Origin of the sequence: Roseofilum sp. SBFL, assembly GCF_017746885.1 — a bacterium.
Taxonomy (GTDB): domain Bacteria; phylum Cyanobacteriota; class Cyanobacteriia; order Cyanobacteriales; family Desertifilaceae; genus Roseofilum.
This window is the reverse complement of record NZ_JAGHZH010000048.1, coordinates 46675-58869: the sequence shown is the minus strand read 5'-3', so window position 1 is coordinate 58869 and position 12195 is coordinate 46675. Positions and strand designations below refer to the sequence as shown.

Below are 12195 nucleotides of genomic sequence, written 5' to 3'. Positions count from 1 at the left end.
CAGACGGAAAGTAACGCCTCCCGAGAGAATCCCCTCTGTTTGGAATGGGAAACAGTTCCAAGCAAGGGAACTCGTAGAAAGAGGAAGTCTCCTTAGTGATGAGGGGAATCCCCACGCCTTTAGGCTGGGGAGGATGTCAACTACCACACCTACCAACAGTGGCATTATGTACGAGGAACCTGGCGGCGCTGGCAGGGATTTCTACAAGGCAGCAGGGCAAGGTAGGATAGCATCAAATCCTTAAATGCTTGATACTAATGCATACTAACGAGGTATGGTACTCAAGCAGAGACGGAAAGGGTGCAAAAATTGAGAGTGGAGTATTGGGAGAAAATTAGAGATATAGACCCAGAAAACCTGGTTTTTATAGATGAAACAGTTATTCTTCTACGGGGAAGTGGCCCTTATGGGCGCTCAGAAAAAGAGACAAGATTCAGGGAAATGAAACCCTTGTATCGAGGGGCAAAAGTGACTTTATTTAGAGCTATTACCCAGGATAGATTTGAAGTCTTTTATTTCTAATTTTTCTCCTACTACCAGCTCTATGATTGATACTCTTCTGGCTGTAGTCCTGGACTTAATGAATATGAATGACCCAAATAACCAAAATCAACAAGTGACTGCCGTCATTTCCCATTATATTCGCCCAGGTCGCGAATCTGGGTATGAAGAGTGGTTGCAAGGTGTTTCTGAAGTGGCCAGAGAATTTGAGGGTCATCAGGGGGTAACTATTCTCAGACCTCAATCAGGTTCGAGAAAGGAATATGTGATTATTCTCCGTTTCGATCGCTATCACAATCTCTGTCACTGGCTGCGATCGCCCGAGCGAAAAGAATGGATTGAACGCGCTCAACCCCTGACTGAAAAGCAAGAAGATGTACAGATTCTCACTGGATTAGAAGCGCTGGTTTCTCTCCCCAATACCATCTCTTCTCCTCCTCCAAAGTATAAAACAGTCTTAGTTACTTGGCTGGGAGTTTTTGTTTGTTCATCAATCTTGGGTTATCTGGTTACCCCTCATTTATCTGCCCTCCACTTTCTCCTCCGCCAAGCCATTATGACCGGATTAGTCGTTGTTTTATTGGCTTATGTTGTTATGCCGAGATTAACCCGTTTATTTCATAAATGGCTGCATCCTACTAAGATATAATTGCAAGGCGATCGCCTCCCGGTGCTTAGAATTTAGCCATGGAAAGGGAAACTTACGAATACACCACCATGGATATTCACCGTAATTATTAATCATTAATTGCTTTCCACTACAGCAGAATTTCGTTCATGTTCCCGAAACTCAACACGCTTAACTCTTACTCTACCTTCACTTTCCGTCTGCACAAATTCATTAAGCTTAGTCAACACCAACTCGGCAAACTTTTCTGCACTGACTGCTTGAAGCACTCGAAGCTGAATCACTCCCTGTTCTTGTAGTTGATAAAAACTCGGTAAATAGGGGTCATCTTCTGCTACAATTACCGTATGATCGAACATATACTCCATCCATGCTTTGGGATTCATGCCATCAATTTGAGTCCTGGCTCTTTTCATACCGCCAAAATCCCATACCCAACAATGACAATCTAGCTCTCCTTCAAACCAAACCTTAAACGAGACGCTATAACCGTGTAAAAAATGACAATGTGACCCCTGCGATCGCCACTGTCGAAAGCAAGTAGAAAATCCATCAAAAACTTTTGTCGATTGGTACTTCAATTTAGGCTTTTTATCAATGGGTTCAGAAGCAGAAACGATCTCTTAAAGCAAAAAACAAAGATGCACGCTTAAGTAGAAATCACTCCGTAGTATAACATACTCAGTCAGAATGCGATCGGCTCCATTTAATCAAATTCCGAGACCCAGATTTCTACTACGAGAAATTTCCATCCAGAGAGCAATTTGTTGATTTTATCGGTTCTCGACTTCACTTCAAACATTAGAGCGGGGACTAATTCGGCATAACTGTTAGTTGTACAAAGAATTCATTGATAAAATTATTCATTATTCAGGGTTAAGACTGCTTGCATCTGGCAAAACCAGTTAATTAATTGATCCAGTTGTTGATTGGGTTTGAATACACCTAAGCCTCGTACGGTGACTTTTTTAGGCGTATAGACAAAGCGAGCATGGAAGCGGCGATAATGCTCCGCATCGCTGGCGCGATCGAGTTTTTCTTTTAATAGATTCCAAGCGGGTTCTTCCATGGGTGTTTCTAAAACAACATGCTGTTTTCCGTCGGGTTTAATGCGCGAAAAGCCGAGGGATTTTGCCAGTTGTTTGAGTTCCATCACCTGGATGAGTTGTTGAGCCGGTTGGGGAATACTTCCGTAGCGATCGCCCCATTCCCTCTCGATTAAGCGTAATTCATCACCACAACTTGCCGCCGCTACGGAGCGATAGGCTCGCATTTTCTGATCCATATCCGGGATATAATCGGCGGGAATAAACGCGGTAATCGGCAGATCGATACTGGTATCCTCAACTTTGGGAATCTCTTGCCCTTGGACTTCTTGAATCGACTCCTGTAACATTTCCATGTATAATTCAAAACCAATGGTAGTCATCTGTCCGGACTGTTCCGCACCTAATAGATTGCCGACTCCGCGAATTTCCATATCGCGCATTGCCAACTGATACCCAGAACCTAACTGGGTAAACTCCTGGATTGCCCGCAACCGTTTTTGAGCCGGTTCCGGTAATACTCGGCGATCCGGATAAAAGAGCCAGGCATGGGCTTGAATTCCTGCTCGACCGACGCGCCCTCGTAACTGATATAATTGCGACAATCCGAACTTCTGGGCATCTTCAATTAAGATCGTATTGACGCGGGGAATATCCAAACCCGACTCAATGATAGTGGTACAAACCAGCACATCTGCTTCCCCATTACTAAAACTGAGCATCGTTGCTTCGAGTTCCGTTTCCGCCATCTGTCCATGGGCGATCGCCAATTGCACCCCTGGAACCGTTTCCCGAATCCGGGTACTGATCTCCTCAATTCCCTCAACCCTGGGAACCACATAAAAGACTTGCCCTCCCCGATCCAACTCCTGGCGAATGGCAGTGCGGACTGCCTCCAAATTATACGCCGCCAAATGAGTTTTAATCGGGCGACGCGATGGCGGTGGAGTGGTAATCAAACTCATCTCTCGCACCCCTGACAGGGACATATAGAGCGTCCGTGGAATCGGTGTAGCGCTGAGGGTTAAGACATCCACCTGGGTTTTGAGCGCCTTAATTTTCTCCTTCTGATTCACTCCAAACCGTTGCTCCTCATCCACCACCAATAAGCCTAAATCTCGGTACTTCACCTCTTTACTCAACAGCGCCTGAGTACCAACCACCACATCCAATTCCCCCGTGGCTAACCGTTGCTGAATCTCCTTCCGTTCGGTAGGAGTACGAAATCGGTTTAATAATCCCACTTCAATGGGATAGGGGGCAAATCGTTCTTTGAGCGTGTGATAATGTTGCTGGGTTAAAATTGTTGTCGGAGCCAAAAATGCCACCTGTTTCCCTGCCGTCACTGCCTTAAAAATGGCGCGAATTCCGACTTCTGTTTTCCCAAATCCCACATCCCCACAAACTAAGCGATCCATGGGGCGCGGCGATTCCATGTCCCGCTTAATATCCTGAGTTGCCTTCAGTTGATCGGGGGTGGGTTGGTAGGGAAACGAGTCTTCTAACTCTTCTTGCCAAGCGGAATCGGAGGGAAAAGCAAACCCTTCTTGTTGCGATCGCGCTGCATAGAGTTTGAGCAAGTCCACCGCCAATTTTTTAATGTTTTTGCGGACTTTATTTTTGGTCTTTTCCCAGGTTTTACCTGCTAATTTATGTAAAGTGGGGCGCTTGCCGTCAGTAGAGCGAAATCGGGATAAAGATCCTACTTGATCGGCGGCGACACGAAGTAAACCATCTTCATATTTAATGACTAAATATTCCCGGGTTTCGTCATTCACTGTGAGCTTTTCTAACTTGATAAAGCGTCCAACTCCATGACTCTTGTGAACGACATAATCCCCTGGTTTTAGGGTATTGGGATCGACTTGTTTGGAGGCAGCACGGCGACGTTTGCGGATGTAGCTAGGGGTGGCGAGGCTATGTTGCCCGTAAAATTCGCGATCGCTCACCACCATGATCCGAAACGTCGGCAGGACAAAGCCTTCGAGTTCGGCAACTCCGGAATATTTGAGGGCGATCGGGGTATAGTGAACTTGTAAAGAGTCGATCGCTTGATAGTCCTTGGAATTGGGTATAAATTTAGCTGCACAATCATGTTCTTGCAGCAAGGAAACCGATCGCGAGGGTTGGGCAGAAATGACAAAGATTAACGTGCGATTTTTGCTTTCTTCTCTCAGGGTTTCCGCGAGTTTGGCAAACTGATGGGGGAGAACCGGAACCGGGCGACTGGCGACGTTCAGCCCGTTAGTTATTTTACTTTCAGCCAGTTCCGATAAGTACAGACAAGGGTAGTCTTGAACGGGAGTTAAGGACTGGGCAAAGGAGCGATGAATCGGGGGCACTTTACCCACCCCTTCTAGTTCTTGTAAGCTTTCGTACTGCTCTTCGATATGATTGACCCAATTATTACTATGACTCTCACATTGGGCAGGTTCATCGATCGCAATCAGACTATTTTGGGGTAAATAATCCAACAGGGAAGCAGGTGTATCAAAGCCCAACCCTAAATAGGCTGAGGAGAATTCCGGCAAGGTTTCCACCCCCAGATCCGTGAGGGCTTCCTCAATGATAGGCGTAAACGCAGTGGGGGTTAAAATGACTTCTGGGATCGGATCGAGCGATCGCCCCGTGGCTGGATCGAGTTCCTTAATCTTCTCCAGCGCATCCCCATCGCCCTCCGTTGCCCACCATTCCAGGCGCACCGGCAACTCCGAAGCCACCGGAAAAATATCGACAATGTCTCCTCGGCGACTCCATTGCCCCTCGGTTTCCACGGAAGTCACCCGCTCGTAGCCCAGTTGACTTAACTTCAGATCCAGTGCCTTACTCTCCCAAATATCCCCCTTTTGCAACCGCAGAGCATAGGGTTTAAAGGCTTCTAGGGGCGGCAGATGGGGCTGTAGCGCCCGTTCCGTACAGACGATTGCTCGTTGACGCTCTGGATCGCCCAAAACCAACTCTGCCAACACCTGCATCTGTCCCCAAACCATCTCCGGTTCCGGAGGGCTGAATTCATAGGGCGAGGCTTCCGTGGTGGGATAAAAGAGAACAATATCCCAATCCATGGCTTCTAATTGCGCCGTCCATCGGTTCGCCTCTTCCGTGGTTGCCGCTACCACCAACAAGGAGCGAGATTCCGCTTGGGAGAGGGCAGACGCAACTAAACCCTTGGGAAACCGGGGAATTCCCTGAAGTTCTAAGGAGCGATTGTCGCCGAGTTTAGTCAGTAGCTCTTGCGTAAGAGGCGATCGCCGCAAGGTTCGCAAGATGGAGGAAAAGGCCATAAATCCAAGTGTTAGCGAATGTGAGTCCAATCTATTATTTTAAACCGGGAATGGGTTATTGGCGATCGGTCATGGGGAATGAGAGATGAGACCCTTTAAAATAGAGGAACAGCTCCTCTGCTTAGTAAAATGCTCTAGAGTGACTAACCGTATGCTCAAAGTCATCACAGAGTTTGTTCACCAGATCTTCCATTTCTTTGAAGAAATAGTCTCCTACAGTTTTCCGCTTAGTGGCTTTGTACTTTCGATAAATCTTAGCAAAATCTTCATAAATTTCATCTTCAGATACATCAGAATTAATTTTAATAATCAGGCGTTTACCCTCTTCAGAGTCCCTGACATATTGAAAGAAATCGCGAATCTTGGTCTCAAATTCCTTAATGCGTGCGGCTTTGAGATCCTCTTGCTCATTACGGGACTCAATAATTTCTAGGATATTAAATGGGTAGACAGTTTGACCCGGTTCTTTACCCTTGGCCACTTTAGTTTCTTGTTTTTTCTTAGGTTCCTTTTCTTGGGCTTCAACTTCGACAATACCGATTTGATTGTCAAAGTAAACTTCAATCGCGTCTTTGATATCATCAGTACGGTGGTGCTGATTATAGAGCCGATTGAAGAGGTGTAGGAAGGCTAAAAAGCTGGGTTCCTTATACTTTTCATCGATCGCGATCACATACTCAATACGGTTAAGGAGGGTGAAGTATTGCGCTGCTTTTGCTTTGGCATCGGCGGTATGCTGAGGGTCGGCCCAGATGTGGTTTTCAATGCTGCTTTCTAAATCCAGATAGCTTTCTGGATCGTTGCGTTTGGCATTGTCGTTAAAGATGTGAAGAAATAGGTCAAAAAACTGGTTATATACTCCAGACTTTTTGAGTTCTGAAAAGAGGATCTCTAGCACCCGGCGATCGCTGAACGGGTCAAAGTCACTCACCACCACATCAGAGAAATGCTCAAAGGCATCTTTGATCGTTTGGACGTTGACATTATTGTAAGAGAAGTCAACGATCTTACAATCGTTTTTATATTTGGCTGTGCGGTCAACCCGTGAAATGGCTTGAATGGCGGCAATACCTCTGATTTCTTTGTCGAGGAATAGGGTATGGAGTCGCCGCTCATCAAATCCGGTTTGCAGCTTGGCAACGACGATAATTAAGCCATTTTTTCTGAGGGCAAAGTTTTCTAAGACTTTTTCTTCGCTGAGTCCATTATTTAACCCAGTAGCGCTTTGCTGGTCTTGACTGCTGGAATAGACGACATAGATCGGAGCATCGGCGTATTTTGCGTATTTGGGCTGTTGGGTAAAGGTTTGGAAATGTCGCTTAATGGCTTGTGTATAGAGAATCGCGGCTTGGATGGAGTACACCGCTAACATGGCTTTGCCTGTGCCTCTGATTTGTCGATAGACATCTTTAACGAGTAAATCCGCAATATATTTACTAATTGCGTCTATGCGATCGCGTTGTTCATAGATTTGCTTTTTATCCACGTCTTTGTAGTTGGGTTCCTCAAAACCCTCTAGCGGGTTGCGGGGAAGATCGAACAGCATTTTTGAGGCAACGGGAACGATATTTTTGATGGGGTTGAGGATAAACCCATCTTTGATCGCTTCATTCATGGTGTAGGAGTCGAAGGGAACCCACAGTTTTTCGCTTTCAGCATAGCCGCTAAATTCTCCGAAGCGTGCCAGGGTGTTATCGTCTGGGGTGGCAGTGAAGCCGATGAGTAGGTTTTTCTTGGTGCGGATGAGATTATATTGGCGGTTTGCGTCAAAAGGGGTTTGTAACTCATCGAAGATATTGATCATTTCTTCGTGTTGGCTGCCACTATTGGAGCGGTGAATCTCATCAATGAGGAAGACGATCCGGAGTTCCGCCAGTCTCTGGAGGGTGTCAGCATCGAGAATTTTTTGCACGTCTTGGAATTTTTGCAGGTTGATGATGACTAAGCGCTTATCCGAGGTGAGGGCTTTTTGAAAGGTCTTTTTGTCGTGGGCTTCTAGGAACATGGACTTTTCAATGTTCATGTTCCGCATTTTGGCATCAATCTGGCTGCGGAGTTGGAGGCGATCGACCACAATCATAACTTTATCGTAAACATAAGTACCATTGCGGCGCAGGTCTTTCAGTTGCAGTCCTGTCCAGCCAATAATATTGGATTTACCAAACCCGGCGGCGTATTGCAGCAATAGGGAATAGACGTTTTTATTATTGGCGTAGGCTTTACGCTTTTCAATCAGTTCGGCGCGTTTGGTTGGAGCAACCTGGGCTAGTTGTTGCTCTAGTTGGTGAATGAAATAATCATCTTCGAGTTCGTGTGCTAAAAACTCGTCAATTTTTGCCAGAATCTTATCTGTGCCAAATTTTTGTTTGGGACGGGGGCAAATCAGTTGTCCTTTTTCGTCTTTGAGTTCTTTGCGACCGTTGATGGTGCAAACTTCCCGCTCGATGAAGTTGTAGTAGAGTATTTCTTTTTCAATGAAGCTTTTGCCGTAGTGGTAGCTAAAAAGTTCTTTCAGTTTGTCTTTTTTGTCGGCGTGAGGGTTGAGCAGGGGATAGGGTTTGAAGTCTTGTAGAACTTTCTTGGTGTAGTCCTCTCGATCGAATTTGCCTTTTTTACAGGTGTCTAGGGCTTCGTCAAAGAATTGGTCAATGGTGCGGATAATGTAGGTTTCGGCAATATCGGTGGTGGTGATGTGAATGGCTTTTTCAAAGATTTTGAGGAAGTCTTTGCGGTAGTGGGCTTTTTCGGATTCACTCAGATGAGGGTTTTGATCGAAGATTTCGTAATATTTTCTGACGGCTTCAAAGTAGTCTTTGGAAACTTTGCCCCGTCCGTTTTTCTTGGCGGTTTGGTTGCTAAAGTTGGCTTTCAGTTCGCTATAGCCCAGATACAAGCCATTCACAAAAAAGCTGAGGTCAGGACGGAAGGAAAAAATCTGTTTGCCTTGATAGTCGTATTTATAGGGCAGTTCTTGAATGACGGAAAAGATATTTTGCTTGAATAGGTCGCTATCGTGAATCACGCTGTCATCGGTGTAGAACAGATGGAGCTTAATGCCATGTAGGGTAACGGATTTGTTAGCGTTGATAAACAGCGCCATGTTCCGACTGCTGGCGATTCGTTCTTGGATGAGTTCGAGCAGGTCGGCGAGCAGGGTTTGGGCGTTGCCGTTGTATTTCCTCAGTAGGGTTTCGTAGGGCTTTTGGTTGAGGGTGGTGGTAGCAATGAACTCTTGTAGATCATCTTCAATGATCAGGGAGTTGGTAACAGTGTTGGGTTTGACTTCCCGGTAGTCTAGTTCGGTTTTGATGAACGGGACGAGGAATTTATCTTGCAGGTGTAGTTCACTCATGGGTTAAATCACCTTTATTTTTCCAGTGACAACATCGTTGATTAGGGTTTTACGGAGTTCTTGGAGTTTTTCGATTTGGGTGTTGATGGTTTGGATAATTTGGTCTATTTGGGCGGTTTTGGTGTCGAGGTAGTCAACTATCTCTGACTGCTCTTCTCTACTTCCAAAAGCCACAGGAAAATTCTCAAACATTGGCATCCTTAATGAATCAACAGTTGCTTTTGCATTAAGCCTAAGAGCCTCCTTATAAAAATGATTTTTCATATAGAAAAACAAAAATCTCCCTATCAAATTCCTAAAATGACTGATTTTATAAACACGCTGGTGATAATCAAATTTGCCCTCAAAATAATGAAAAACCTTACCTACTCCAACACCATCGCCAGCAGTTAGGATGGCCTCACCATTGAAAGAGTAGGAATTGATTCGCTCTATAGTTTGCGACCGGACAAAAAAGGGATAAAGCCCATTCTCTATATTGTTATTAGTATCCTTACTTCCAGTATTTATTTTGGCTAGATTTTTCAATCGATCAAGTTCCCAATGCTCAGGAATTTCGCCTAACCACTTGATGCCGCTATCTTTCATCGGCACAGACTTATCTAGACCGCGTGTGACAGTTTCGTTGACGATCGCTCTCTTCAGTTCCTCATAGCGTTGGGCTTTTTGGGTGAGCAGGTCAATTTGGCGATCGATCTGGGCGGTTTTGGTGTCGAGGTAGTGGGCGATCGCTTTTTGAGTGCTTAATGGAATAGATACAGTCTTGAATTGCTTGAGCTTAGAAGAACTGAGGTTTGCTTGGTTAGCTGTTTGTATTGCGTTCGACCGACTGTAGCTTAAGAAATTTTCACTATTGAGTAAATACCAGTAGAACTTACTAGAATTGCCTTTTGAAACCCTCAGCCTGATTAAATAAGATGCAAAAGTAATGTTTTCAACAGAAGACTCAATCAAGCCTACTTTTCCAACCAATGCAAGGCTATTAGTTCTATTGAAAAGCAAATCTCCTCTTGCTAAAAGTAGTTCCTTTTGCACAAAATCAACAAAGCGTATTCCAGGGAAGCTGACTCTTCCATCTTCAATCTCTCCCATTCCCAAAACTTCATATTTTCCATCTTCTTTGGTTTTATCTGAAATTCCGTAGACACATTCGCTGAGAATATCCTTTAAGCGTCTGGTCTCCCAAATCTCTGGTAGAGAATCCAGCCATTCAAGATCGCATTCTGAGTAAGAGTTATATGTTTTCAGTTGGCTTGAAGTCATAGTGTAAATCCTTCCTCAAGCTCTTTTAATGTGTTGCTCAAAGCTTGGATATCATCTAATATCTCTTCCACACTCCGTAACTGCTCCGGCTGATAAAACACCTTGTTAAAGTTAATCTCCACCCCCACCACATTTTCCAAATACTCAAACGGCTTCGTGATGTACTTCGCCATAAATGCTTCAATCCCCGCCCAATTCTCATCCGGGTCACGATGATAGGGAATAATCTCATAATCCTTCTGAGTATCCGGCATTAACTCCACCGTAATTACAATACTTTCGGGCTTCGTTTTCGTCTTTTTCTTAAACGACGACTTCACCACAATCTTGCCACAGCCCAACGCTTCCCGCTTACCCAAAATCTCCTGAATCAGCGTTTCTTGGTCATTATCAAAGCTGTATTGCTCTTTTTCCGTCGTCACCACCAAAGGCTGTTCCTTATAGTCCAACGAACTGATAAACGGCTTAATCTCCTGCTCAAAATAGGTCGCCAAATCCCCCCGGCTGTCGCCACCCCCCTTATCAAGGGGGGCAGGGGGGATCGTAATCTCAAACTCCGTTAACGATCGCTCTCCATTGTCCAACTTGATAGGGTTTAGCTTCAAACTTTTTTTACTCTCCTGGAGGCGACTAGCAAACGTTCTCCCCTGCTCATCGACATTCGTGAGCATAATCGCCTGCTTATTAAAATAGAAAAACTCCTTATCAAACACCCTGGCATAGTCATTATCTGCCCACTGCGCCAACGTTGCCACAATCTCTAAACGGTTCACCTCATCCACCTCTTTCCGCTTAGAGCCTTTATTTTTCTTCAACGGCTTAAACTTTTCACTGGCATTAATCAACATCACCCGATCCTTTCGTTCATCAAGTTTCTGCTTATTCAGCACCCACAAATAAGTATAAATCCCCGTATTAAAAAACTCATCCGTCGGCAACTGAATCACCGCTTCCACAAGGTCATTATCTAGCATCCACTTCCGGATATTGCTTTCCCCTGACCCCGCATCCCCACTAAACAGCGTCGAGCCATTGTGAACCACAACACCCATACCTGTTTCATTCATCTTCGAGATCAGATGCTGCATAAACAACAACTGCCCATCTGATACCGAGGGCAAATACTGAAAGCGTTGGGTCTTGTCGTTGCGGATATCCTTCTGAAACCCCTTCCAGTCCACCCCATAGGGCGGATTGGCAATCACTACATCAAACTCATCGTTGTAGAACTTGTCATCCGTCAGGGTATTACCATGCTCGATTTTAGAATCCACCCGAAACCGACTTTCAATCTTGGCAAGGGCGTAAAGGGGATCATTCCAGTCTTGCCCAAACGTCTGAGTGAAGCGGTTGACCTTTGCCTTAATCCGGTCTTCCACCCCAAACAGCAGATTTCCACCCCCACAGGTACAGTCATAAATTTTCAGTAGGCGATCTGAGTCCTCAATCTTTGACGCGATAATCTCCGCAATCAGGGCGATCACATCATCCGGGGTGTACTGTTCCCCTGCTGTATCCGCAGAAATATCCGCCCAACGGCGCTTGATATGTTCTTCTAGGGTGGTAATATCTGAGTTATTAAACGGCTTTAGGTCAATGCCACTCCACTCTTTGACGTAGCTAAACAGCACCTTCTTCCCTTTCAGTGTGGCGATCGCTCCTTTGATATCGAGGTACTTTTCCCCCTCAAAAGCATCCACCCCCAACAAATCTCTCGTTTCCCCGTCAAATCCTTTCAGATAGGCATCAAAGTCAATATCAAAAGCTTTATCGTTCTGGCAGATGTCCTTTAAAGTCTGGCTTTTCTCAAAAATATAGACGTTGTAGCCTTGTCCCTTATCTTGAATTAGCTCGCTCAAATCATCCGGTTCAATCTCAAAGAGAGTATCTTCCCCCAGTTCCGCCTTTAACTCATCAAACATCCGCAGCAAACGGCTCTCAATCATGACTAGGGCAAAGAACGGCATCATATAGGACGGCCATTCTGATTCTTTGATGCCACAGCCCCGCAACAGGTCAGCCGTAGACCAAATCGTTGATTCGTATTGCAGGATATTGGCTGTAGGGTTTGATCTGGTCATTTCAGAAAGAGTACGATTCGTTTCAACGGAAACCTTTTAT

The 12195-nt window shown here is 45.2% G+C and carries 7 protein-coding genes; 2 read left to right on the top strand and 5 right to left on the bottom strand.

Going from position 1 to position 12195, the window contains the following annotated elements:
• Positions 1-244, top strand: a 244-nt coding sequence (locus J7545_RS05230) for a hypothetical protein (RefSeq protein ID WP_318719263.1), incomplete at its 5' end; no start/stop codon positions are given.
• A 300-nt stretch (positions 245-544) separates the two neighbouring features.
• The gene (locus tag J7545_RS05225; RefSeq protein WP_318699154.1) at positions 545-1150 is read left to right on the top strand and encodes a hypothetical protein; all 606 of its coding nucleotides are present in this window, start codon (positions 545-547) and stop codon (positions 1148-1150) included.
• 95 nt (positions 1151-1245) lie between these two features.
• Here the strand turns inward: J7545_RS05225 and J7545_RS05220 are convergent, their stop codons facing one another.
• From J7545_RS05220 to J7545_RS05200, 5 genes are all read right to left on the bottom strand, one after another.
• The gene (locus J7545_RS05220) at positions 1246-1710 is read right to left on the bottom strand and encodes a 6-pyruvoyl trahydropterin synthase family protein (RefSeq protein ID WP_318699155.1); all 465 of its coding nucleotides are present in this window, start codon (positions 1708-1710) and stop codon (positions 1246-1248) included.
• A gap of 278 nt (positions 1711-1988) precedes the next feature.
• Entirely contained in the window at positions 1989-5459 is a 3471-nt protein-coding gene (gene mfd / locus J7545_RS05215; RefSeq protein ID WP_318699156.1) for a transcription-repair coupling factor, read from the bottom strand.
• Between the two features lie 121 nt (positions 5460-5580).
• Positions 5581-8811 (bottom strand): DEAD/DEAH box helicase family protein, encoded by a 3231-nt coding sequence (locus tag J7545_RS05210; RefSeq protein ID WP_318699157.1) that lies wholly within the window; start codon positions 8809-8811, stop codon positions 5581-5583.
• Positions 8812-8814: 3 nt separating this feature from the next.
• Positions 8815-10074 (bottom strand): restriction endonuclease subunit S, encoded by a 1260-nt coding sequence (locus J7545_RS05205; protein WP_318699158.1) that lies wholly within the window; start codon positions 10072-10074, stop codon positions 8815-8817.
• On the bottom strand, positions 10071-12155 hold the full coding sequence (locus J7545_RS05200; protein WP_318719262.1) for a class I SAM-dependent DNA methyltransferase: 2085 nt from the start codon (positions 12153-12155) through the stop codon (positions 10071-10073). The genes J7545_RS05205 and J7545_RS05200 overlap by 4 nt, the downstream gene beginning before the upstream one ends.
• Between the last annotated feature and the right edge of the window lie 40 nt (positions 12156-12195).

Excerpts from the sequence above, each read along its gene's own strand:
- J7545_RS05225 (WP_318699154.1), top strand. The coding sequence starts at position 545 with ATGATTGATACTCTTCTGGCTGTAGTCCTGGACTTAATGAATATGAAT.
- mfd (WP_318699156.1), bottom strand. The coding sequence starts at position 5,459 with ATGGCCTTTTCCTCCATCTTGCGAACCTTGCGGCGATCGCCTCTTACG.
- J7545_RS05210 (WP_318699157.1), bottom strand. The coding sequence starts at position 8,811 with ATGAGTGAACTACACCTGCAAGATAAATTCCTCGTCCCGTTCATCAAA.
- J7545_RS05205 (WP_318699158.1), bottom strand. The coding sequence starts at position 10,074 with ATGACTTCAAGCCAACTGAAAACATATAACTCTTACTCAGAATGCGAT.
- J7545_RS05200 (WP_318719262.1), bottom strand. The coding sequence starts at position 12,155 with ATGACCAGATCAAACCCTACAGCCAATATCCTGCAATACGAATCAACG.